The 22,181-nt window shown below is 68.0% G+C and carries 19 protein-coding genes; 11 read left to right on the forward strand and 8 right to left on the reverse strand.

Features of this window, described 5'->3' with window-relative positions; all coding sequences use genetic code 11:
• Positions 1-7 precede the first annotated feature (7 nt).
• Positions 8-1,378, reverse strand: coding sequence for an RICIN domain-containing protein (locus ACH34W_RS27325; protein ID WP_395963950.1), 1,371 nt, complete (start codon positions 1,376-1,378; stop codon positions 8-10).
• Positions 1,379-1,406: 28 nt separating this feature from the next.
• The gene (locus ACH34W_RS27330; RefSeq protein WP_395963951.1) at positions 1,407-2,876 is read right to left on the reverse strand and encodes an endo-1,4-beta-xylanase; all 1,470 of its coding nucleotides are present in this window, start codon (positions 2,874-2,876) and stop codon (positions 1,407-1,409) included.
• A 460-nt stretch (positions 2,877-3,336) separates the two neighbouring features.
• On the opposite strand from ACH34W_RS27330, the gene ACH34W_RS27335 reads away from it, so the two are divergent.
• Positions 3,337-4,782, forward strand: coding sequence for a non-reducing end alpha-L-arabinofuranosidase family hydrolase (locus tag ACH34W_RS27335; RefSeq protein WP_395963952.1), 1,446 nt, complete (start codon positions 3,337-3,339; stop codon positions 4,780-4,782).
• Positions 4,783-5,062: 280 nt separating this feature from the next.
• Entirely contained in the window at positions 5,063-6,754 is a 1,692-nt protein-coding gene (locus ACH34W_RS27340; protein WP_395963953.1) for a glycoside hydrolase family 27 protein, read from the forward strand.
• 97 nt (positions 6,755-6,851) lie between these two features.
• Here the strand turns inward: ACH34W_RS27340 and ACH34W_RS27345 are convergent, their stop codons facing one another.
• The 4 genes from ACH34W_RS27345 to ACH34W_RS27360 are packed head-to-tail and all read right to left on the reverse strand — an operon-like array spanning position 6,852 to position 10,885.
• Positions 6,852-7,700 carry a shikimate dehydrogenase family protein gene (locus tag ACH34W_RS27345; RefSeq protein ID WP_395963954.1) on the reverse strand — a complete coding sequence of 283 codons (849 nt, stop codon included), beginning with the start codon at positions 7,698-7,700 and terminating at the stop codon, positions 6,852-6,854.
• Positions 7,701-7,720: 20 nt separating this feature from the next.
• On the reverse strand, positions 7,721-8,494 hold the full coding sequence (locus tag ACH34W_RS27350; protein WP_395963955.1) for an enoyl-CoA hydratase/isomerase family protein: 774 nt from the start codon (positions 8,492-8,494) through the stop codon (positions 7,721-7,723).
• Positions 8,391-10,130: an acyl CoA:acetate/3-ketoacid CoA transferase gene (locus tag ACH34W_RS27355; RefSeq protein ID WP_395963956.1), complete on the reverse strand. Its 1,740-nt coding sequence runs from the start codon at positions 10,128-10,130 to the stop codon at positions 8,391-8,393. The genes ACH34W_RS27350 and ACH34W_RS27355 overlap by 104 nt, the downstream gene beginning before the upstream one ends.
• Positions 10,127-10,885: an SDR family NAD(P)-dependent oxidoreductase gene (locus ACH34W_RS27360; protein WP_395963957.1), complete on the reverse strand. Its 759-nt coding sequence runs from the start codon at positions 10,883-10,885 to the stop codon at positions 10,127-10,129. The genes ACH34W_RS27355 and ACH34W_RS27360 overlap by 4 nt, the downstream gene beginning before the upstream one ends.
• A 56-nt stretch (positions 10,886-10,941) precedes the next feature.
• On the opposite strand from ACH34W_RS27360, the gene ACH34W_RS27365 reads away from it, so the two are divergent.
• The 3 genes from ACH34W_RS27365 to ACH34W_RS27375 all read left to right on the forward strand — a co-directional run bounded on the left by ACH34W_RS27365 (position 10,942) and on the right by ACH34W_RS27375 (position 14,237).
• Positions 10,942-12,069: an amidohydrolase family protein gene (locus tag ACH34W_RS27365; RefSeq protein WP_395963958.1), complete on the forward strand. Its 1,128-nt coding sequence runs from the start codon at positions 10,942-10,944 to the stop codon at positions 12,067-12,069.
• A 132-nt stretch (positions 12,070-12,201) separates the two neighbouring features.
• Positions 12,202-13,362, forward strand: a complete 1,161-nt coding sequence (locus tag ACH34W_RS27370; RefSeq protein WP_395963959.1) for a Gfo/Idh/MocA family protein — start codon at positions 12,202-12,204, stop codon at positions 13,360-13,362.
• Complete coding sequence (locus ACH34W_RS27375) at positions 13,359-14,237, forward strand: sugar phosphate isomerase/epimerase family protein (RefSeq protein WP_395963960.1); 879 nt, start codon at positions 13,359-13,361, stop codon at positions 14,235-14,237. The genes ACH34W_RS27370 and ACH34W_RS27375 overlap by 4 nt, the downstream gene beginning before the upstream one ends.
• 7 nt (positions 14,238-14,244) lie before the next feature.
• Here the strand turns inward: ACH34W_RS27375 and ACH34W_RS27380 are convergent, their stop codons facing one another.
• Entirely contained in the window at positions 14,245-15,279 is a 1,035-nt protein-coding gene (locus tag ACH34W_RS27380) for a LacI family DNA-binding transcriptional regulator (RefSeq protein WP_395963961.1), read from the reverse strand.
• Between the two features lie 419 nt (positions 15,280-15,698).
• On the reverse strand, positions 15,699-16,712 hold the full coding sequence (locus ACH34W_RS27385) for a LacI family DNA-binding transcriptional regulator (RefSeq protein ID WP_395963962.1): 1,014 nt from the start codon (positions 16,710-16,712) through the stop codon (positions 15,699-15,701).
• A gap of 205 nt (positions 16,713-16,917) precedes the next feature.
• Here ACH34W_RS27385 and ACH34W_RS27390 point away from each other — a divergent pair, with 205 nt between their 5' ends.
• From ACH34W_RS27390 to ACH34W_RS27415, 6 genes are all read left to right on the forward strand, one after another.
• Positions 16,918-17,904 carry an ABC transporter substrate-binding protein gene (locus ACH34W_RS27390; protein WP_395963963.1) on the forward strand — a complete coding sequence of 329 codons (987 nt, stop codon included), beginning with the start codon at positions 16,918-16,920 and terminating at the stop codon, positions 17,902-17,904.
• On the forward strand, positions 17,901-18,776 hold the full coding sequence (locus ACH34W_RS27395) for an ABC transporter permease (protein WP_395963964.1): 876 nt from the start codon (positions 17,901-17,903) through the stop codon (positions 18,774-18,776). The genes ACH34W_RS27390 and ACH34W_RS27395 overlap by 4 nt, the downstream gene beginning before the upstream one ends.
• Complete coding sequence (locus ACH34W_RS27400; protein ID WP_395963965.1) at positions 18,773-19,567, forward strand: ABC transporter ATP-binding protein; 795 nt, start codon at positions 18,773-18,775, stop codon at positions 19,565-19,567. Before ACH34W_RS27395 ends, ACH34W_RS27400 begins: the two co-directional genes overlap by 4 nt.
• Positions 19,564-20,385 (forward strand): ABC transporter permease, encoded by an 822-nt coding sequence (locus ACH34W_RS27405; RefSeq protein ID WP_395963966.1) that lies wholly within the window; start codon positions 19,564-19,566, stop codon positions 20,383-20,385. Before ACH34W_RS27400 ends, ACH34W_RS27405 begins: the two co-directional genes overlap by 4 nt.
• Complete coding sequence (locus tag ACH34W_RS27410) at positions 20,385-21,392, forward strand: amidohydrolase family protein (protein WP_395963967.1); 1,008 nt, start codon at positions 20,385-20,387, stop codon at positions 21,390-21,392. Before ACH34W_RS27405 ends, ACH34W_RS27410 begins: the two co-directional genes overlap by 1 nt.
• Positions 21,393-21,562: 170 nt before the next feature.
• Positions 21,563-22,141 carry a hypothetical protein gene (locus tag ACH34W_RS27415; RefSeq protein ID WP_395963968.1) on the forward strand — a complete coding sequence of 193 codons (579 nt, stop codon included), beginning with the start codon at positions 21,563-21,565 and terminating at the stop codon, positions 22,139-22,141.
• Positions 22,142-22,181: the final 40 nt, after the last annotated feature.

Raw genomic sequence — 22,181 nt, forward strand, 5'->3', positions numbered from 1 at the left:
GGGTGTGTCACTGGAACTGTGCGAAGAACCTCCAGATCTCTCCCTTGGTCCAGGTGGTGATGCCGCTCTCGCCGGTGGAGCCGTCGACCGGACCGGGTATGTGGCCTCCGTCGAACGCGGCCCATTGGACCGGGTATCCGGCGCGGCAGCCCGAGTAGGTGGTGGTGATGTGCGTCCGGCTGCCTTGGGCGGGCTCGCGCGGGCTCTGGGCAGCGCAGCCGTTGTTGGCGACGAACTTGTCGCGCAGGGATCGTCCTTGCGCGATGTTGAGGACGGAGTCGCTGATGCCGTGGATTCCGAAGTAGGCGATGGGCTGAGTGCCGCCGCTGCACCCGCTGATCTGGCCGCCGGCGATGACCGCGACGGCCCTGAAGGCGTTCGCCCTGGCGCATGCGAGTGCGTAGCTCATGCCGCCGCCCCAGCTGAAGCCCGTGGCGAAGCGCTGTGTCGTGTTGACGCAGAGGCTGCTCTCGATGAGCCGGATCATGTCGTCGACGAAGGTGACGTCCTCACCGCCCGAATTGCCCCAGCCGTTGCCGAGGCCCTGGGGGGCGACGAGGATCGCGCTGTTGTTCGACTGTTCCTGTTGGCCGTAGTAGGACCAGGCGCTCCCGCTCGTTCCACCCGAGGAGACGTCGCCGGCGGTTCCACCCCGCCAGTGGAACGCGAAGATCAGCCGGTAGGGGTGGCTGTTGTCGTAGTTGGCGGGAACCCTGAGGATGAAGCTGCGGCTCTTACCGCCGCTCTGGATCGTGTGCGTACCGCTTGTGAGCGTCGGGGCGCTGCCGCATCCGCCGTTGCCACCGGACGACAGCTTGACCATCTGCCACTGCTGGTTGGCGCCGCCCCAGTCGGCGTACTGGACGACGTTGGCGCCGTCGGCGGTGGAGGCTCCTTGGACCTCCACGGCCTTGCCGCTGCTGCTGTTGATCAGCCGGACGTGGCCTGCGTCGGAGTCGGCCAGGCGGAATTGCTGGTTGGCCCCGTTGTGGTCGGCCCACTGCTGGATCGCGGCACCGTCGGCCGTCGAGGCGCCGGCCACGTCGAGCACCTTGCCCGAATGCCGGGCCTTCAGCCGGTAGAAGCCGCCGCCGGAGTCCACGAACTGCCATTGCTGGTTGGCTCCGTCGTGGCGCGTCCATTGGCTGAGCCGCGCGCCATCGCCGGTGGACGTGCCAGAGACGTCCAGCGCCTTGCCGCTGTTGCGATTGACCAGGACGTACCAGGCATTGGTGTCCACCGTCGCCGCTTCGGCCGGCGCCGGGTTCACCGCGACGAGCATGCCGATCGCGAGGGCCACCGCCGCCGCGGCGGCAAACCGGGACCACCAGCGATGCCTGTGCGGAGGGGCGAGGGAAGCCGCACCGTAGGTCTTCATCGATTCACCCTTTCGCTTGTCTCGCAGGTCAGGTGCGGGCCCAGAGTTGGTTGCTGCCGTTCCAGCACGAGTAGAGCTGGATCAGGGCGCCGTTGCCGGTTCCGGCGGCGTCCAGGCAGAGACCGGACTGGACGCCGACGATGGATCCGTCGGAGTTGACGCGCCATTTCTGGTTGTCGCCGCCCCAGCAGCTGTAGATCTGGACTCTGGCGCCGTTGCCGGTGCCGGCGGCGTCCAGGCACTTGTTGCCATAGACCTTGAGCTCGCCTGCGTCGGTGGAGGTCCACTGCTGGTTAGTGCCGTTGTGGCAGTCCCACAGGTGGAGCTGGGTGCCGTCGGTGGTGCTGGAGTTGGGCACGTCCAGGCAACGGCTTGAACCGACGCCCTTGATCGTTCCAGCACCGGGGGTGGGGGTGGTGCCACCGTTGAGGGCGTTGAGGACTGAGGTGTAGGCGGCCTTCTTGTTGCCGTTGCCGTCGAACAGCAGCGGCGTCTGCTCCCGGCGCCAGGAGTCGGAGTCGCGCACACCCCAGACGGTGATGCCGAGGCAGCGCGGGACGGCCAGGCAGTCGTTGGTCACGTTGGCGTAGGTCGTGGCCGAGGCACCCTGGATGTCCAGTTCGGTGATGGCCACGTCGACACCGAGGGCGGCGAAGCTCTGCAGGGTGGTGCGGAAGTTGCTGTTGTAAGGGCTGCCGTTGTTGAAGTGGGACTGGAAGCCGACGCAGTCGATGGGCACGCCGCGCTGCTTGAAGTCGCGGACCATGGCGTACATGGCCTGGGTCTTGGCCCAGTTCCAGTTCTCGACGTTGTAGTCGTTGTAGCAGAGCTTGGCGGCCGGGTCGGCGGCGCGCGCGGTGCGGAAGGCGACCTCGATCCAGTCGTTGCCGGTCTGCTGCAGGTTGGAGTTGCGGCGGGCTCCCGAGTTGCCGTCCTCGAAGGCCTCGTTCACGACGTCCCACTGGACGATCTTGCCCTTGTAGTGGGCCATCACGCCGTTGATGTGGTTGATCATGGCCTGGCGCAGTGTGCTGCCGCCGAGGTTCCGCATCCAGTCGGGTTGCTGGGAGTGCCAGGCCAGGGTGTGGCCGCGTACCTGCTTGCCGTTCTGGACCGCCCAGTTGTAGACGCGGTCGCCGGCGGCGAAGTTGAACTGGCCCCGCTGGGGTTCGGTGGCGTCGATCTTCATTTCGTTCTCGGCGGTCACCGAGTTGAACTCGCGGTTCGCGATCGTGGTGTACGCCGAGTCGTTGAGCCTGCCCGAGGCGATGGCGGTGCCGAAGTAACGGCCGTTCTGCGCCGCCGCAGCGCCCAGCGTGCTCTCCGCGGCAGCGGCCGGAGCCGGTGCCACCAGAGCAGCGGCGGCAGGTGCCACCGGAGTGGCAGCAGCGGCCGGAGCCGATGGCACCAGAGCGGCGGCAGCGGTGAGCACCCCGAGGGAGCCTGCGACGAGGGCCCGCTTGCGAATCCCGGACCTGGACATGGCATTCGTACGCATGTCTGTTCCTCCATGAATGCATGAATGAACGAGAGGTGGAAGCACGGGACATAGCCCGTGGAGGCACGAGACGCAGCCTGTGGAAGCACAGGACGCAGCCCGTGGAAGCACAGGACGCAGCCCGTGGAAGCACGGGACGCAGCCCGCGTAACAGACGCCGCGCTCCATCACCGGGAGCGCACACACCACCACGGCGTCGCGGACTCAGTGTGTGAGCCCTTTCAGATCCCGTCAATAGTTTCGAAATATTTCATCGCGTATGTCCATTCGGCGGCTTGCATACGCGACCTAGCAGCTGACTTGTGCTCGAAAAACTTTCGAAGGTCTGGGCCCTTGACGCTGTCCTCTGCCTCGTATTTACTCCGGCCACCACCACCCCCCGATCACCGATGGAGAGGAGGGCCCATTCGGCAGCGAAATGTTAGCGCTAACACTTACGCCGAACGAAAGGAAGAAGTTCATGTTGAGGATCGGTGCGGTGCTGGCTTCGCTCCTGCTGTCGGTGCTCCTGTCCGTGACGAACGTACAGACCGCTCAGGCCGCGACAGTTGATGTGAACAAGTGGTACGTCCTGGTCAACCGCAACAGCGGCAAGGCCCTGGACGTCTACAACCTGGCGACCAACGACGGCGCCCGCATCGCCCAGTGGACCAGGAACGATCAGAACCAGCAGCAGTGGCAGTTCGTCGACTCAGGCGGCGGTTACTACCGCATCAAGTCCCGCCACTCCGGCAAGGTGCTGGACGTCCACAACTTCTCCACCGCCAACGGCGGCTCGATCGTCCAGTGGGCCGACCAGAACGGCACCAACCAGCAGTGGCGGCTGGCCGACAGCTCGGATGGCCACGTGAGACTCGTCGCGCGCCACAGCAACAAGGCCCTCGAAGTACAAGGGGCCTCCACCGCCGACAACGCGAACATCGTCCAGTACGACGACTGGGGCGGCAACAACCAGCAGTGGCAGCTCGTCCAGGTCGGCGGCGTCGACCCCAATCCGACGTGCGACCTTCCGTCGACATATCGCTGGACATCAACGGGCCCGCTTGCGCAGCCAAGGTCGGGGTGGGTCTCGCTCAAGGACTTCACCGTCGCCCCCTACAACGGCAGGCATCTCGTCTATGCGACGACGCACGACACGGGGACCAGGTGGGGTTCGATGAACTTCGGCCTGTTCACCAACTGGTCGGAGATGGCCTCGGCCAGCCAGAACGCGATGTCGAATTCCACCGTCGCGCCAACGCTCTTCTACTTCGCGCCGAAGAATATCTGGGTGCTCGCCTACCAGTGGGGTGGGACCGCCTTCTCCTACCGGACGTCGAGCGACCCCACCAACCCGAATGGCTGGTCATCACAGCAGGTGCTCTCCACCGCCAGTATCAGCGACTCCGGGACAGGACCCATCGACCAGACGCTCATCGGTGACAGCACGAACATGTACCTTTTCTTCGCCGGTGACAACGGCAAGATCTACCGGGCCGGTATGCCGATCGGGAACTTCCCGGGCAGTTTCGGCTCGACCGCGACAGTGATCATGAGTGACACGAGGAACAACCTGTTCGAAGCCGTTCAGGTCTACAAACTCCAGGGCCAGAACCGGTACCTCATGATCGTCGAGGCGATCGGCTCGCAGGGCCGTTACTTCCGCTCGTTCACGGCCACCAGTCTGAACGGTTCGTGGACACCGCAGGCCGCGACCGAGGGCAATCCCTTCGCCGGCAAGGCCAACAGTGGCGCCACCTGGACCAACGACATCAGCCATGGCGAACTGATCCGCACCAGCGCCGATCAGACCTTTACCGTCGATCCCTGCAACCTGCAGTTGCTCTACCAGGGGCGCAACCCCAACTCCGGCGGAGACTACGGCCTCCTGCCCTACCGGCCGGGTCTCCTGACACGGCAGCGCTAACGGCGTGACACGGGTCCGGCTCCGGTGTGGAGCCGGCGTGGCGGGCTCGGCAGAAGGCGGAGCCCGCCCGGGTCACTGCAGACAGGACGATCCTCGGCTTTGTCGCTGACCGCAGCGCGGCCACAACGGTCGTCTGAACCCTGGGCACCGGGTCCATGGGGTGGCCGCCCACCCCATGGACCCGGCCCACCCCATGGACGCGGCCCACCCCATGGACGCGGCAACCTATGGACCGGCCAACCCATGGACCCGGCCTTCAAATCACTGAGGAGCGATCTCCATGAGCAGGAGACGAATCCGCGCGCTGCTGACCATGGTGGCCCTGGCCGTGGCGCCCAGCCCAGCGCTCGCCGTGGCGCCCAGTCCGGCCCTGGCCGTGGCGCCCCGTCCGGCTCTGGCCGGGGCGCTCAGCCCAGCCACCCAGGCTCAAGCGTTGGACAACGGCGTGGGCCGCACCCCGCCGATGGGGTGGAACACCTGGAACACGTTCGGCTGCAACATCAACGAGACACTGATCCGGCAGACTGCCGACGCGCTCGTCAGCTCCGGCATGCGCGACCTCGGATATCAGTACGTCGTGGTCGACGACTGCTGGTTCGATCCCAACCGCGACCCGGCCGGCAACCTGCGGGCCAATCCGTCGAGATTCCCGAGCGGCATGAAGGCGCTCGGCGACTACCTGCACGCCAGGAGTCTGAAGTTCGGTCTCTACCAAGCGCCCCTGGACCGTACCTGCGCCCAGTACTTCGGCTCCTATCCGGGCGCCACCGGCAGTCTCAACCACGAGGTCCAGGACGCCCGGCAGTTCGCCGCCTGGGGCGTCGACTATCTCAAGTACGACTGGTGCTCTCCCACCGGCACCATCAACGACCAGGTACGCACGTTCGCGAAGATGCGCGACGCCCTGGCGGCCACCGGACGGCCGATCCTCTACAGCATCAACCCCAACAGCATCCATGAGAAGACCGGCCCGCAGCGGAACTGGGGTGACGTCGCCAACATCTGGCGCACGACCGAGGACATCACCAACGTCTGGAACTCCGGTCAGACCAACGGCTACCCGATGGGCATCCAGAACATCGTCAACGTCAACGTGCCCCTGTCGGGCTACGCCAAGCCGGGGCAGTTCAACGATCCCGACATGATGGTGGTCGGCCGGGGCGGCATGACCGACGCCGAGATGCGCAGCCACTTCGCCCTGTGGGCCATCATGGCCGCGCCGCTGATCGCGGGAAACGACGTGCGGAACATGGACGCCGCGACCGCCACGATCATGAAGAACCAGAACCTGATCGCCATCAACCAGGACCCGCTCGGCCTCCAAGCGACCCAGATCAGCAACGACGGCACCCGCCGCGTCCTGGCCAAACGGCTGAGCAACGGCGACTTCGCGGTCGCGCTGTTCAACCAGGGCGGCAGCACGACGACGATCAGCACCACCGCCTCGGCGATAGGCCTGTCCGGCAACTCCTTCAGCCTCCGTGAGGCCTGGACGAACGCCGTCACCTCGACCACCGGGGCCATCTCGGCGAGCGTGCCTTCTCATGGCACCGTCGTGTTCCGGGTCAGCGGCGGAACGCCCAACCCCGTGTCCCAGATCCAGGGCGTGGGGTCGGGAAGATGCCTCGACGTCACCGGAGCTTCCCAGGCCAACGGAACGCGGGTGGAGATCTGGGACTGCAACGGTCAGAGCAACCAGCAGTGGACCTCCACGGCGGCCGGTGAACTGCGGGTCTACGGAAGCAAGTGCCTCGACGTGAACGACAACGGCACCGCCGACGGAACCAGCGTGATCATTTGGGACTGCAACGGCCAGAACAACCAGAAGTGGCGCGTCAACTCCGACGGAAGCATCACCGCCCTAGGCGCGAACAAATGCCTGGACGTACCCAGCAACTCCACGGCCAACGGTGTGTACGTCCAGATCTGGACGTGCAACGGCGCCGCCAACCAACGATGGACTCGCACCTGATCGTCTTCTTGGGACGACGGCATCGGTGAAACTCTGGTGCAGGGACAACCACGTCCGGGGGCCGACCTTCGGCCCCCGGCGCTCTCACCCGAAGGCGTCAGGGGGTTAGGTCGGCGCAGTGGAGGAGAGGTTCGACTGCTTCTCGCATGAGGGTTGTCGGGTCTTCCGTGCCGGTCCAGCGGACGAAGGCCGCCGCGGCCTGGGCCACCAGCATGTCGGCGCCGCCTGCCGCGCGCATGCCGCGTGCCCTGGCCTGGCGGACGAGCTCGGTCTGGCTCGGGACGTACACGACGTCGAACACCGCTGCCTCTGGTGAGATGCGGGCGACATCGACCACCGGGCCGGGGGTCAGCATGCCGACCGATGTGGCGTTGACGAAAAGATCCGCCTCGCCGAGCCGGTCGCCGGTGCGTGGGTCGTCGAACGCCATCGGTTCGATCTGCGTGAACGCGCTGAACTCCGTGGCCAGCCGGCGGGCGTCGGCCGCGTCGAGGTCGAGCACGGTGAGGCGCTCGACTCCGGCTTCGGCCAAGCCGTAGGTTGCGGCGTGGCCTACCCCGCCGGAGCCGGCGACGACGACCCGGGCGCCGGTCAGGTCGGCGTGCGCACAGTTCCGCACCGCCGTCATGAAGCCGATCACGTCGGTGTTGAAGCCGATCAGCCGGCCGTCCTCGCCGATCTCCACGCTGTTGACGGCTCCGATCCGCCGGGCGGCGGGTTCGACCTCGTCGAGCAGGGACATGATTGCCTGCTTGTACGGCGCGGTGATCTGGAAGCCGAGCCATTTCTCGTTCCGGGCCTGCCGGACCTGATCGGCCAGCTCCGGCTCCTGCAGTTCCCTCAGTTCGTAGCGGGCGTCGATGTCGAAGGCGGCGAACGCGGCATTGTGCATGACCACGGAGTGGAGGCGGCGCAGCGGGTTTCCGAACAGGGCGACTGTACGCATCACGATTCCTCGAGGTTTGGTCAGTGACCGGGGAAGGTCGGCGGACGCTTCGCCAGGAAGGCCCGTGCTCCTTCGAGAGCGTCATGGGTGGAAAAGATCATCTCCGCCGCGTCGAGTTCGAGGGCGAGCCCGTCGTCCAGCGCCCGCTCGGTCGCCTGGTCGAGCAGTACCTTCGCGGTTCGTACGGCGACCGGCCCGCGAGCGGCGATCGTCTCGGCCATCTCGCGCGCCGCCGTCAGCGCCGAACCCGCCGGCGCGACACGGTTCACCAGGTTGATCGACAGGGCGGTCGCGGCGTCGAGGATCTCTCCCAGCAGGATCATCTCCTTGGCCCGGGCGGACCCGACGACGCGCGGCAGCCGCTGGGTGCCGCCGCTCCCGGGGACGACCCCGAGCTTCAGTTCGGGGAGGCCGAGCCTGGCGTTCTCTCCGGCGACCCGCAGGTCGCAGCACAGGGCCAGTTCCAAGCCCCCGCCGAGCGCATACCCCTCGATGGCGGCGATGGACGGCACCCGGAGCCTGGCGAGCTGCCGGTAGACCAGCTTCTCCAGCAGGAGCTTGCCCTCGGCCACCCGGCCGTGCAGGTCTTCGAACTCAGCGATGTCCGATCCCGCGCAGAACGCCCGATCGCCGGCGCCGTGGAGCACCACGACTCGGGTCCGCTCATCGGCCTCGACGGCGTGCAGCGCCTCACGGAGCCGAACGGTCAGCTCGCGGGAGACCACGTTCATCGGCGGGTTGTCCAGCTCGATCTCCGCGCACGCGCCGTGCGTCACGTTGACCAGTGCGGCCATGTCGGCTCCTTTCGTCGGTGGCGAAGTCGTCCGTGGCGAGGTCGTCGGTGGCGAGGTCGTCGGTGGCGAAGTCGTCCGTGGCGAAGTCGCCGGTGATCTCCATGCGAGCGGCGCGGAACAGGCGAGCGTCCATGGGGCGCAGGCGCTCGCTGACCGTGGGCCGGAATTCCATGTGAGCGAGCACGTCCTTGTGCACGTCCAGCCCGTCGGCGACCTCGATCAGCTCCAGACCCTCCGGGGTCAGGGCGAAGACCGCGCGTTCGGTGATGTATCGGACGGTCTGCCCCTTCTCCAACGCCATCCGGCCGTTGAAGCTGATCTCCCGGACGGTGTCGACGAACTTTCGCTGGGCGCCTTCCCGCTCGATCGCGGGAGCGCCGCCGACCAGCCCGACGCGCAGGCCACCGGCCGTGAACGTCCCGACGAAGCAGAGGCGCCCGGTCAGGGCGCTGATGTTGAGGAATCCCCCCGGACCGCGCATGCGCTCATCGAAGGCATGGACGTTGACGTTCCCGTGCCGGTCGACTTGCGCGAACGAGAGGCTGGTGATGTCGAGGCCGCCGCCGTCGTAGAAGTCGAACATCGAGGGCTGCTCCAGGCGCGCCTGGTAGTTCACCCCCGCGCCGCCGTCCGGACCATGCGCGGGAACGCCGCCGAAGATGCCCTGCTCGACCGTGAGGGTCAGGCGGTCGGCCACGCCTTCCTCGGCTGCCACCGCGCCGATCTGCTGGGAGATTCCGAAGCCGAGGTTGCAGATGTCGCCGGGACGGAACTCGAGAAGCGCTCGGCGCGCGATCACTTTGCGGACGTCCAGGGTCGCCTGCGGGCCCGCGTCGGACGACGGCATGCGCAGTTCCCCGGAGTAGAAAGGCGAATGGGCGGTGTTGTACGTCTGGCGCTGCCGCTCGTCGACGTAGATGTAGTCGACGATGGCGCCGGGGATCCGCACCTCGTTCGGCCGCAACGAGCCGCGCGCGGCCAGGCGCTCGGCCTGGACGATGACGATGCCGCCGCTGTTGTGGGCCGCCATGGCCAGGGCGAGGGAGTCTCCGAGGATCGGCTCGCGCTCGAACGTCAGGTTGCCGTCCTCGTCCGCGGTGGTCGCACGGATCACCGCGACATCGACTGGCAGCGCGGGGTAGAAGAGCCATTCCCGTCCGGCCAGTTCGACGACCTGGACCAGTTGCTCGGCGGTGCGCGCGTTCTGGCGTCCACCGGTCTGGCGCGGGTCGACGTAAGTGCCGAGGCCCACGTGGGTGAGGTGGCCTGGACGGCCCGCCGCGATGTCACGGCACAGCGCCGACAACACCCCCTGCGGGAGGGAATAGGACTCGATCTCGCCTCCGGCCACCAACGCGCCCAGCCGGGGTTCGTTGCCGATGTTGCTGCCGATGGTGCGCCGGGTCAGCCCTGGGAGCGCGAGCTGGGACATGCCCCGTTCGCCGAAGTCGCCGATTCCGACGACGCGCACGGTCGTCAGGTCGCGCGGTGACGCCGAGCGGGTGAAGCGCGCGGCGAGTTGGTCGATGAACGCCTGGGGGACGCCGTGACCCGCACCTGATCCCCCGATCCACAGGGCGTCGCCGTCGCGCACCAGTTCTGCGGCCTGTTCAACGCTGACGAGTCGGGCGCTCATGGCATCAGACCTCCGCTGTTGGGATGCAGCGTCTGGCCGAGCAGGAGGCCGGCGGCATCCGAGAGCAGGAAGGTCACGCACTCGGCGACCTCACCTGGTTCGCCGAACCGCCCGAGAGGCAGCTCCCGCATGCGCTTGCGTCCGACCTCCCCCTCCATCACGGTGCGTCCCATCGCGGTGTTGGTGACGCCGGGCGCCACGGCGTTCGCTCTGATGCCGCGCTGCCCGAACTCTCGTGAGATCGACTTCGCGAGGGCGATCGCCCCGGCCTTGGCACTCGCGTAGTGCGCGACCCCGGGCCAGCCGATCAGGCCGAGCCGGGAGGCGATGTTGACGATGGCGCCGCCGCCTCGCGCGAGCATTCCGGGGAGCACGGCCTGACTGGCGTGGAACATCCCGTACAGGTTGGTCTTCAGGACGAGATCCCAGTCTTCGGGGGTCAGGTCGAGGAACGCGGTCTCCGGCATGATCCCTGCGTTGTTGACCAGTCCGTCGATCCGCCCGAAGCGTTTCCCGGCCCAGTCCACGAGGGCGAACACCTCTTCCCGGCACGCCACGTCGCATGGGTGCACGTCGGCGTCGCGGCCGATGGCCCGGATCTCCTCGGCGAGCTCGCGGGCCCCCTCCTCGCTGGAGTGGTACGCGATGGCGACGTGGGCTCCGTCGAGTGCGGCGGCCATCGCGATGGATCTTCCTATTCCGCGGCCGGCTCCGGTGACCAGGACGACCCGGTCGTGCAGGGGTGGCAGTCGCATCGGTCCAGCCGTTCCCTTCTGAGAGCGCTTTCAGTTTTGATGTACATTCTCACGGCATGGACGCCATGGCAAGACCGGGCCGGGAGAACACCCCGGTCATCGACGTGCACGCCCACGCCGTGCCGCACACCCTGATCGAGCGCCTGCGGGACGAGCGCCCACGGAACGAGCGCCTGCGGAACGAGCGGCCGGGCGTGGCCGTACGGGAGGACGCGGACGGAATCCACCTCGACATCGGCGGCCGCGTCACGCCGCCGATCGGCGAGGGGCTGACCGATCCGTCCCGCAGGCTCGCCGCGATGGACCGGATGGGAGTGGACGTCCAGCTTGTCTCGCCGTGGATGGAGCTGACCCCCGACGAGATCGGGCTCCACGACGCCGCGCGGTTCGTCCGGATGGTGAACGACTCCCTCGGCGACCTGGTCGACCACGCCCCCTCTCGTCTTCGGGCCCTGGCCCTGCTGGACCGGCGCGACCCCGCCTCCGCCGCCGACGAGCTGCTCCGCTGCCTGGACACCGGTCGTTTCCAGGGAGCCGAGATCGGCCTCGGCGGGGCGGGGCCGGCCCTTCACGAGATCGACTGGGATCCGTTCTGGGACGCGGCGAGCGACACCGGGGCGCTGGTGCTCCTCCATCCGTGGAGACCGGCCTCGCCCGCCGGGGTCGTCTTCTCGCGCCTTACCGACATCGTGGACAATCCCGCCCAGTCGACAGCGGCCGTGGGCGCCATGGCGCTGGCCGGGACGCTCCACCGTTTCCCTGACCTGCGCCTTTGCGTCGTCCATGGAGGCGGGTTCCTGCCCTATGCCGCAGGACGTTTTGACGCGATCGCAGCCCTTGAGCCGACGTCCGACCCTGAGGCGGCGGTCGACCCTGGTGCGGCGGTCAGCCCTGCTACGGTGTCCGGCCCTGGTGCGGCGGTCAGCCCTGCTGCGGCGGTGCCGAGTGAGTATCTGCGGCGGCTCTACTTCGACTCTCTGACCCACTCACCCGAGGCCCTGTCCTGGCTGATCGACTTCGCGGGCGCCGACCGCGTGATGCTCGGCAGCGACTACCCGTTCCCAACGGGATGCGCGGACCCGGTCAGGGCCGTCACCAGGGCCGCCGCGGGCGAACGCCTGTCCGGTGAGCAGGTCGCGGCCGTCCTGGGCACAACCGCGCATCGCCTGCTGACCGGTGCGTGACGTTCCGGTGCGTGACGCTCCTGCGCATGACGTTCCGGTGCGTGACGTTCCGGCGCCCTTGACAGGGAAATCTCGCCAAGGATAGAAAGCGCTTGCAGTTTTACCTCAGATTCATCTCACGAAGGAGGCGGCATGGATCAGGTTCGCGTGGGCGTCATCATGAACGGCGTCACCGGGCGGATGGGGACCCGCCAGCATCTCGACCGATCGATCATCGCCATCAGGGACGAGGGCGGGCTTCCCCTCGCCGACGGGCGCAGGCTCGTGGTCGATCCCATCCTCGTCGGCCGCGACGCCGCCAAACTCCGAGCGCTCGCCACCCGCTACGGCGTCCAACGCTGGACCACCAGCCTCGACGAGGCCCTCGACGATCCGGACGACACGATCTACTTCGACTCCCAGCTCACCAGCCTGCGCGCCGAGGCCGTCAGGAAGGCGATCGCCGCCGGCAAGCACGTCTTCTGCGAGAAGCCGACCGCCGGCGACCTTGAGGAGGCGCTCGAACTGGTCCGGCTCGCCGACGCCGCCGGTATCAAGCACGGGGTCGTCCAGGACAAGCTGTTCCTGCCTGGAATCCGCAAGCTGAAGCGGCTGATTGACGGCGGCTTCTTCGGAGACCTCCTCAGCTTCCGGCTGAACTTCGGGTACTGGGTCTTCGAGGGTGACTGGCAGCACCTCAACCGGCCGTCGTGGAACTACCGCAAGGAGGACGGCGGCGGCCTGATCATGGACATGTACCCGCACTGGCGGTACGTGCTCGACGACGTCATCGGCCCGGTCAGGTCCGTGCTCTGCCATGGCCAGGTCCACATCCCTCGTCGCTGGGACGAGAACGGCGAGGAGTACGCGGCGACCGCTGAGGACGCGGCGTACGGCATGTTCCAGTTCGACAACGACGTCCTGGCGCAGTTCACCACCTCGTGGGCGACCCGCCCGTACCGCGACGAGATCGGCGAGTGGCAGCTCGACGGCACCCTGGGCAGCGCCATCGCGGGGCTGCGCGACTGCCGCGTGCAGTCGCGCGCCAACACCCCGATGCCCGTCTGGAATCCCGACATCCCCAACCCGATCGATTTCCGTGCGGGCTGGGCGGAGGTTCCCGACAACGAGGTCTTCGGCAACGCGTTCCGCGTTCAGTGGGAGATGTTCCTCCGCCACGTCGTCGAGGACGCTGACTTCGGCTGGGACCTGCTCGAAGGGGCCAAGGGCGTTCAGCTCGCCGAACTCGCGCTGCGGTCGTGGCGCGAGCGTCGCTGGATCGACGTTCCCGACCTGGAAGTCCCGGCCTCATGACGGAGACCTTTCCGCTCCCCGAACGCGCCGGAGCCACGGACGGCCTGTCACCCGCCGCCGCAACGGAACGGCTGAGCATCAACCAGATCACGGTGAAGAGCTGGACTTTCGAGGAGACAGTGCGCGGATGCGCACGCCACGGCATCGGCCACGTGGGCGCGTGGCTGGACAGCGTCGCAGAAATCGGCGTGGACAAGGCCGCCGGCGTTCTCGCCGACCACGGCGTCTCAGTCTCCAGCGTCTGCCGCGCCGGCTTCTTCACCGGCAACAGCCCCGACCGATCGTGGGCCGGCCGGGCGGACAACGAGCGGGCGATCGACATGACAGCCCGGCTCGGCGCCGACGTCCTGTACCTGGTGTGCGGCGGGGTGGCAGACAATCGTGATCTTCCGGCCGCACGCGCGGCCGTCCGCGACGGCCTGGTCGAGCTGGTGCCTTACGCGGCGGAACGCGGGGTGCGGCTCGCCCTGGAACCGCTGCATCCGATGATGTGCGCCGAGCGATCGGTCATCGTGACCCTGGACCAGGCCGTCGAACTGGCGGAGCCGTTCGGGCCCGACGAGGTCGGCATCGCGATCGACACCTACAACGTGTGGTGGGACCCGCGGCTCGCCGAGGGCATCGAACGCGCCGGCGACCGGATCATCGGCTACCAGGTGTGCGACTGGCTGGTGCCGCAGCCGCACCCGGTCTTCGGCCGGGGCCTGCCCGGCGAAGGCGTGATCGACCTGCGGGGGATCACCCGTGCCGTCGACGCCACCGGCTACGACGGGCCGATCGAGGTGGAGATCTTCAACGAGAACGTGTGGTCGTCCCCGCCGGACGAGGTGATCCGCGTGATCAAGGAGCGTTTCACGGCGAGTGTGCTCGGCTGACCGGCGGTCAGCGGCGGGGCGGTGCCGTGCTGTCCCGCATCACCACGGCGCCATCGATCTCCACGGTGTGGCGCGGCTCGCTTCCGGGCAGGAGCGCGAGCTCCATGGCCACCCGGCCGATGCGTTCGAGCGGGAGCTCGACCGTCGTCAGCACCGGCACGGCGTCGAAGGCCAGGGGCGTCCCCCCGAACCCGGCGACCGAGACGTCGGCCGGGACACGCAGACCTGCGGACCTGATCCACGCCATCGCGCCGACCGCCACGACGTCGGCGACCCCGAACACGCACGTCGGCCGGTCGGGGCGGTCGAGCAGCAGGCGGGCGCCGCGGGCGCCGCCGTCCCGGGACAGGTCCACGCGGACGATCGAGCCGGGGTCGAGCCGGACGCCCCGGTCCTCAAGACCGAGCCGGAACCCGCGCAGGCGGTCACTCACCGACATGAGCTTGGCCGGGCCGGAGATCACACCGAACGAGGTGTGCCCGAGGTCCACGAGCCGGTGGGCGAACCGACGGGCGGCCTCCACGTTGCCGATCTTGACGAGGTGCCCGATCTTGCGTCCCCGTGTCACCGACACGATCGCTCCCCCGGCGGCCTGGTACGCCGCCAGCTGCTCGGTCATCGCGGTCGCGTGGGCCCGGTCGGAGAACGAGCTGCCGGCGAGGACGATGGCGCGGGGACGCTGCGTGCTGAGCAGGCGGAGATAGTTGAGCTCCTGCTGCGGGTCCCGATATGTGCACACCATGGTCACCAGCAGGTCGTGCGCCTCGGCGACCTCGATCACGCCTCCTGCGATCATGGCGAAGTAGGAGTCGCGCACGTCGTGCACGACGAGGCCCACGCTGGTCGAGGTGGAGCTGGCGAGGGCGCGTGCGTGCAGATTCGGCCGGTAACCGAGCTCGGACGCGGCCGCCAGAACCCGGTCGCGCAACGCGGCCCGCCCCTTGTAGTCCGCATCGCTCAGCATGCGGGAGGCCGTGGCCAACGAGACCCCGGCATGATCCGCGACGTCCTTGAGACGGACCGGGCGGCCTTCAGACGGCATCGGCACCTTCCCACCACACACCTGTTGCGAGCCGCAGCATATCGCGTAGCAACCCACACGGATCGAGCACAGAACTGCAAGCGCTAGCACTAGAGATTCAACGTCATAGGAAGGAAACGCACGCGCTGCCACGTCCTAGTTGAAGGCGCTTCCCACCAGACACCACCTCGAATCCACGGGTGTCGCCGGGCGCCGCCCGGCAACCGGGGCGCCCGGTCAAGCCAGCTCTAGCGCGGGCCGATCGAATCAGCCCTGACGCGGCCCGGATACAGCAGCCTGGCGCGGCCCGATCGCATCAGCTCTAGCTCGGCCCGGTCGAGTCAGCCCTGGCGCGGCCCGGTCGAGTCAGCGCTGGCGCGGGCCGGTTACAGCAGCCTGGCGCGGCCCGATCGCATCAGCTCTAGCGCGGGCCGGTTGAGTCAGCTCTGGCGTGGGGCGGTGGTTTCACGTGGGATGAGCCGGTGGCTCAGGACTGTGAGAGCCGTGCTGTCGGTGCCGGGTGAGGCATCGATGATGCGGCGGGCGGCCATGGCGCCCATCTCGTACAGCGGCAGGCTGACCGTGGTCAAGCCGACGAACTGGGCGACCCTGAGGTCGTCCATGCCGGCGACGGAGATCTGGCCGGGCACGTCGATGCGCGCTTGCCGGAGGGCGTGGAGCGCGCCGACGGCGGCCTCGTCGTTCGCGGCGAGGATCGCGTCGGGCAGCGGCGGATGGGCGAGGAGCCGCATGGCGGCGGTGTGCCCGGCCTCATAGTCGAAGCCGCCGGGATGGCATCGCGCGGACTCGGCGAGGTCGGCGTCGCTCATGCACGCGAGGAAACCATCGCGGCGCTGGCGGGAGGCGATCATGCCGGCCGGTCCCTCGATGAACGCGATCCGGCGGTGGCCGAGCGAGATGAGGTGGTCGGTGACGGCGTACGCGGCGGCCCGGCTGTCGGCGGTGACGACCGGGCACCCGATGTCGCGCATGGTGAGCGACATGATCTGGACGCCCTGGTCCTGCGCCTGGCGGACCGCCTTGGCCAGTTCGGGTGCGTGCGGGTCGTCGACGTGGCCGCTGCCCGCGAAGATGACTCCGGCGGCGCGGTAGTCCCGCATGGTCTGCAGCCGGTTGATCTCCGTCGTGGTGCGCCTGTCGACGTTGGAGAGCATGGTGACGTAGCCGGCCCGGCTGGTCACGTCGTCCACGCCGCGGGCGATGACGGAGAAATACGGGTTGACGATGTCGCTGACGAGGACGCCTATCAGGCGGCTGCTGCGGGAGACCAGCGCGCGCGCCAGGGCGCTGGGCGAGTAGCCCAGTTGCTCGGCCACGGCGATGACCTTGGCGCGGGTCTTGGCCGAGATGGGATGGCTGGAGCCGTTCAGCACCCGCGACGCGGTGGACACGGACACTCCCGCCGCACGTGCGACCTCCACCAGCGAACTCACCGGCACACTCCTTAGGACAACGTTTTCCTATTTCTAGCACGACTCGGCCCAGGTCAGCGAGCGAGTCGGGACATTACTGAGCGTTTTACCTGCGGTTAACACTTGACGAACGCGCGCCACGGCTTACTAACATGCCGGGGAAGGAATACGTTTGCCTAGCCGCTGACCTCGACCAAGACACGGATTCGCGTCAAGGAGGAGAGCCATGCACGCCGGGACTCATCTGAAACGGATCGCCGCGCTCGTGGCCCTATGCACCGTGGCCGCGTGCGGCGGCGGTGGAGGTGCGCGCACCAATGCGGACGGAACGGTCTCGTTCACGGTCGCGGTCATCGAGCCGGACATCACCACGGTCCCGATCCTGGCGGCCATCGACACCGTCCGCCGGGCGGGGCACCGGGTCAAGGTGGTCGAGCTGGCCGAGCCGGAACTGGCGATCGAAGGGCTGGCCAAGGGCGATTACGCGATCTCAGCGGAGGCGACGAGCCCGGCGCTGATCGCGATCCAGAAGAAGGCCCCCATCAAGCTCATCGCCGATGGCGTCGGCAACCAGTGGGCGATCTACGGCAAGCGCGGGATCTCCTCCTGCGACGGCCTGCGCGGCCGCCCGTTCGGGATCTACAGCAAGGGCGCGGTGGCGACCGCCATGACCAAGGAGTGGGTGGCCGCCCAGTGCGGCGCGGGCAAGCGGCCCGACTACCTGACCATCGGCGGGTCGGACGTGCGCGCTCATGCCCTCGTCGCGGGTGAGATCGACGCCACGCCGCTGGAGATCTCCGACGTGGTCGCCCTGGAGTCATCGGGCGGGGGCCGGTTCACCCAGATCGTCGACTTCGCCAAGAATCTGCCCGATCTGCGCCCGCAGACCGTCTACGCCAACGCCGGGTTCCTCACCTCGTACCGCGGGGCGGCTCAGGCGTTCGTGAGCGCCCTGGTGAGCGAGCACTCCAAGATCAACGCCGATCCGCGGCATCTGGTGGCACTGGTGGCCAAGTACCTGCCCGATGAGGACGCCGCCGAGGTCGCCGAGGTCGCCCGGCGGTACGCCCAGGCGAAGCTGTTCAACGCCGGGGCGCTGACCGAGCGGAACGTCCAGAGCACCATCGACTTCTTCGTCCGGGCCGGCGTGATCGAGCGGGGCATGACCCCGCGCGACGCGGCAGACCTGACCTTCCTCAGGGCGGCGGCATGAGCACCGTGACGAGGCACCGGGGACCGCGCCGCGACTCCGGCTTCCGCACCTCCGGCTTCCGGGCCGGTCCCCAGCCCGAGCAGCGCCCCGCGCCGCTGCGGCGGCTCGTGGACGCCGCCCCGCTGTACCAGTTCCTGACCTTCGCCGTCTTCGCCGTGGGCTGGGAACTGTACGCCCGAACGCGGGGCGGGCTGCTCATCCCCACCTTCGCCGAAACGGTCGAGGCGACGGCCAGGCTGCTGGGCACCGCCGAGTTGTGGCGGGCGATGTACGCCAGCAACCAGGCGCTGGTGCTCGGCTTCGCCATCGCGGTCGTCGTCGGCGTGCCCGCGGGCATCGTGCTCGGCCGGTTCCGGACGCTGGAGCGCTTCGCGGACGTCTACCTCAACATCCTGCTGGTCACCCCGATGGCCGCGATCATCCCGCTGCTGGTGATGTCGGTGGGATTCGGGCTGGCCTCGCGCGTCATCCTCGTCGCGATCTTCTCGATCGTGATGGTGGTGGTGAACAGCCGCGCCGGCGTCCGCCAGGTGGACCCGTCGCTGATCGAGATGGCCCGCTCGTTCGGCGCCACGGAACGGCAGATCTGGACGCGGATCCTGCTGCCCGGCGCGCTGCCCGCGATCATGACGGGGATCCGGCTGGGCCTGGGACGCGCGGTCACCGGCATGGTGATCGTCGAACTCCTCATGGTCTCCACCGCGCTGGGCGGGCTGATCTTGGAGTATCGCGGCCTGTTCGAGGCCGCGGAGATGTACGGCACCATCGCGATCATTTTGGCGGAGGCGCTCCTGCTGATCTCCGTCGCGCGGTGGAGCGAACGCAAGCTGACCCGATGGGCTCAGACGAATCCGGCAAGGAGCGCACAGTGATCGAAATCCGTGGGCTGAGCAAGACCTTCGTCGGCCAGGACGGCGACACCGTCCACGCGCTGCGGGACGTCGACCTCGACGTGGCCGAGAACGAGTTCCTCACCGTGCTGGGGCCCAGCGGGTGCGGGAAGACGACGCTGCTCAAGGCCATCGCGGGGCTCATCCCCTGGAACGACGGCGACATCCTCATCGACGGCACACCGGTGCGCGGGCCGGGTCCCGACCGCGGCATGGTGTTCCAGAACTTCGCGCTGCTGCCCTGGGCGACAGTGCTGGACAACGTCGCCTTCGGGCTCAAGATGCGCGGTGTCGGCCGGAGTGAACGCCAGGAACGCGCCCGTTCGCTGATCGACCTGGTGGGGCTGTCGGGATTCGAGACCAAGCGCCCCGGCGAGCTGTCGGGCGGCATGCAACAGCGCGTGGGCATCGCCCGCGCACTCGCCGTCCAGCCGCGTGTGCTGTTGATGGACGAGCCGTTCGGCGCGGTCGACGAGCAGACCCGCCGTCTGCTGCAGGAGGAACTCCTGACGATCTGGGAGAAGCGCCGGATGACCGTCGTCTTCATCACCCACAGCATGGAAGAGGCGGTGCTGTTGGGCGACCGCGTCGTGCTGATGAGCGCCCGCCCCGGACGCATCGCCGAGATCGTTCCGGTCCCGTTGCAACGGCCGCGTTCCAGCGACGTCGGTGCCCTCGAACGCTCCGGTCAATACGTCGAGATCACCGCCTACCTGTGGGATCGGCTCCGAGAGATGCACGAGGAGCAACGTCCCGCCGAGGTGGCCGGATGAGCACGCTGGCCGAACGCCCCGGCATGCGTCGGCCACGCCAGCGCCAGCGCCGGCGGTCGCCCTGGCGGCACCTGCCCGCCGCCCCCCTCAGCCTGGCGGCCGGCGCTGCGGCGTGGGAACTGATCGGACATCTCGCTGACGTGTCGTTCTTTCCGCCGCTGAGCACGGTGCTGGCCCGCCTCGCCGACATCACCGCCGAGGGGGTGATCCTCGGCAGCCTGGGCGGCAGCCTGGTCAACCTCGCCGTCGGGTTCGCCATCTCGCTGGTCGCCGGGCTGGTCATCGGCGTCGCCATGGGCCGCTACCGCAGGGTCGAGGCCGCTCTCGGCATCTATGTCTACGCGCTGCTCACCGCCCCGTCGCTGGTCTTCGCACCGGTCTTCTTCTCCCTGCTGGGAGCGGGCCGCGGCTCGATCATCGCCGTGGTGGTCATGTACGCGATGTTCGTCATCGTCATCAACACCGCGTCGGCGATCCAGTCCGTCCCCGGGCACCTGGTGGAGATGGCCCGTTCCTACGGCGCCGGTGAAGGGCAGATATTGCTGCGCGTCATGCTCCCGGCCGCCCTCCCCATGATCATGGCCGGTGTCCGGCTGGGCGTCGGCCGCGCCGTCACCGGGATGATCAACGGCGAGATGTTCATCGCGGTCGTCGGCCTGGGCCACGTCGTCACCGAGGCGGGCGGACGGTTCGACAGCGCCGAGGTGCTGGCCGTGCTCCTGGTGGTCATCGCCGTCGCGCTGGGCGCCGTCGGCCTCGTGCAGGCCGTCGACCGCCGCGTCACCCGCTGGGTTCCGAAGACCACGAGAGGACACTGATGAAGGTCGACGCCTACAGCCACATCCTGCCTGCCCCTTACTTCGAGCGCATGCGCGAGCTGGCCGTCAACCCCCGCGCGCTCAAACGCTGGCTGGAGCTGCCCGCGCTGCACGACCTCGACGCGCGGCTGCGGATCATGGACGAGTTCGGCGAGGACTACCAGCAGATCCTCACGCTGTCCTCACCGCCCATCGAGCTGCTCGCCGCCCCGCCCGAGTCCGCGGCGCTGGCACGGCTCGCCAACGAGTCGATGCTCGAACTGTGCGAGAAGCATCCCGACCGGTTCCCGGCGTTCGTCGCCTCCCTGCCGATGAACGACCCGGACGCCGCCATGGAGGAGCTCGCCCGCGCCATCGATGATCTCGGCGCCCGCGGCGTCCAGGTCTTCACCAACGTCAACGGCCGTCCCCTGGACGATCCGGCGTTCCAGCCGCTGTTCGACGAGATGGCCAGGCGCGACTTGCCCGTCTGGATGCATCCCGCCCGCGGTCCCGCCTTCGCCGACTACGCCACCGAGGACACGTCCAAGTACGAGATCTGGTGGGCGCTCGGCTGGCCGTACGAGACCAGCGTCGCCATGTCCCGGCTGGTCTTCTCCGGCCTGTTCGAACGCCATCCCGACATCAAGATCATTACCCACCATATGGGGGCCATGATCCCGTACCTGGAGGGCCGCATCGGCTTGGGTTGGAGCGACCAGCTCGGCAGCCGCACCGCCGATGAGGACTACCAGGACCTGCTGCCGCAGCGGCCGCTGGACTACTTCCGCCGCTTCTACGCCGACACCGCGCTGTCCGGCTCCGACATCGGCATCCGGTGCGGCCTGGAATTCTTCGGCGCCGACCAGGTGGTGTTCGGTAGTGACTGCCCCTTCGACCCCGAAGGCGGGCCCATGTACATCCGCGAGACGATCCGCGTCATCGACGCCCTCGACGTGCGCGACCTCGACCGCGAGAAGATCTACTACCGGAACATCAGGCGCCTGATGCGAATGTCCGGCGCCTGATGCGAATGTCCGGCGAGCCAGGGCGATGGCCGACTCTGCGCTCGAATGGCAGCGATGGGGTGAAAATTGGCAGTAATCAGGGTCGTAGCTCCTTGATCGACGGTGCAAGGATTGTTCCCTGTACGTGTGATGGCACCCGGCCGGGTCATCGATGGATCTGCGACGAGGACATGATGAAAAGAAGCAGCATTGCTTTGTATTTCGCGACGGCCGGGTTCATCGCGATGGGGGCGTCTCCCGCGCATGCCGCGACTCCATCACCCACCCCTTCGAAGGCGTCAGATGTCTCGGCATCCCTCGCGAATGACGACGTCGATCTCCAGAAGAAGATTGACGCGCACATCGCCAAGTACGGCGGTAAGCAGAAGGGCAAAAACCAGATCGAGTGGCCCGGAACCACCATGACGTTCCCGATCCCCAAGCGTCATGGCGACGTTTCCACATACGCTCGCGCTCATTGCGCCTACGGCAACTACTGCGTATATGAGCACGCCCTCTGGGACCGCGAGGGCGGGAGGATGCAGTATTTCTACAACTACGGAAAGTACAATCTAGAGAACTACGGCTGGCCGTACCGGCAGGTCAGCGCGCTCGAGAACAACCAGTCGGGCGCGGCTTGGGGCTTTCTGACCGACGAGTACGACTCGACCGGCCGCTACCTCGTCCACCAATCGCGAGGCTGGTACAAGGCCGACGGGCTCGCAGACTGGCGGAACGACAAGGCCACTCACGTCACGCTCACCTCCTGAGCAGTTCCTTTTCCTGCACTCGCTCACCGCGGCCGCCACT

The sequence above is a fragment of the Actinomadura sp. 6N118 genome (genome assembly GCF_044326415.1).
Classification (GTDB): Bacteria; Actinomycetota; Actinomycetes; order Streptosporangiales; family Streptosporangiaceae; genus Spirillospora.

What these genes read in the sequence shown, in the direction of transcription:
- ACH34W_RS27325 (WP_395963950.1), bottom strand. Translation starts at nt 1,378, where the DNA reads ATGAAGACCTACGGTGCGGCTTCCCTCGCCCCTCCGCACAGGCATCGC.
- ACH34W_RS27330 (WP_395963951.1), bottom strand. Translation starts at nt 2,876, where the DNA reads ATGCGTACGAATGCCATGTCCAGGTCCGGGATTCGCAAGCGGGCCCTC.
- ACH34W_RS27335 (WP_395963952.1), top strand. Translation starts at nt 3,337, where the DNA reads ATGTTGAGGATCGGTGCGGTGCTGGCTTCGCTCCTGCTGTCGGTGCTC.
- ACH34W_RS27340 (WP_395963953.1), top strand. Translation starts at nt 5,063, where the DNA reads ATGAGCAGGAGACGAATCCGCGCGCTGCTGACCATGGTGGCCCTGGCC.
- ACH34W_RS27345 (WP_395963954.1), bottom strand. Translation starts at nt 7,700, where the DNA reads ATGCGTACAGTCGCCCTGTTCGGAAACCCGCTGCGCCGCCTCCACTCC.
- ACH34W_RS27350 (WP_395963955.1), bottom strand. Translation starts at nt 8,494, where the DNA reads ATGGCCGCACTGGTCAACGTGACGCACGGCGCGTGCGCGGAGATCGAG.
- ACH34W_RS27355 (WP_395963956.1), bottom strand. Translation starts at nt 10,130, where the DNA reads ATGAGCGCCCGACTCGTCAGCGTTGAACAGGCCGCAGAACTGGTGCGC.
- ACH34W_RS27360 (WP_395963957.1), bottom strand. Translation starts at nt 10,885, where the DNA reads ATGCGACTGCCACCCCTGCACGACCGGGTCGTCCTGGTCACCGGAGCC.
- ACH34W_RS27365 (WP_395963958.1), top strand. Translation starts at nt 10,942, where the DNA reads ATGGACGCCATGGCAAGACCGGGCCGGGAGAACACCCCGGTCATCGAC.
- ACH34W_RS27370 (WP_395963959.1), top strand. Translation starts at nt 12,202, where the DNA reads ATGGATCAGGTTCGCGTGGGCGTCATCATGAACGGCGTCACCGGGCGG.
- ACH34W_RS27375 (WP_395963960.1), top strand. Translation starts at nt 13,359, where the DNA reads ATGACGGAGACCTTTCCGCTCCCCGAACGCGCCGGAGCCACGGACGGC.
- ACH34W_RS27380 (WP_395963961.1), bottom strand. Translation starts at nt 15,279, where the DNA reads ATGCCGTCTGAAGGCCGCCCGGTCCGTCTCAAGGACGTCGCGGATCAT.
- ACH34W_RS27390 (WP_395963963.1), top strand. Translation starts at nt 16,918, where the DNA reads ATGCACGCCGGGACTCATCTGAAACGGATCGCCGCGCTCGTGGCCCTA.
- ACH34W_RS27395 (WP_395963964.1), top strand. Translation starts at nt 17,901, where the DNA reads ATGAGCACCGTGACGAGGCACCGGGGACCGCGCCGCGACTCCGGCTTC.
- ACH34W_RS27405 (WP_395963966.1), top strand. Translation starts at nt 19,564, where the DNA reads ATGAGCACGCTGGCCGAACGCCCCGGCATGCGTCGGCCACGCCAGCGC.
- ACH34W_RS27410 (WP_395963967.1), top strand. Translation starts at nt 20,385, where the DNA reads ATGAAGGTCGACGCCTACAGCCACATCCTGCCTGCCCCTTACTTCGAG.
- ACH34W_RS27415 (WP_395963968.1), top strand. Translation starts at nt 21,563, where the DNA reads ATGATGAAAAGAAGCAGCATTGCTTTGTATTTCGCGACGGCCGGGTTC.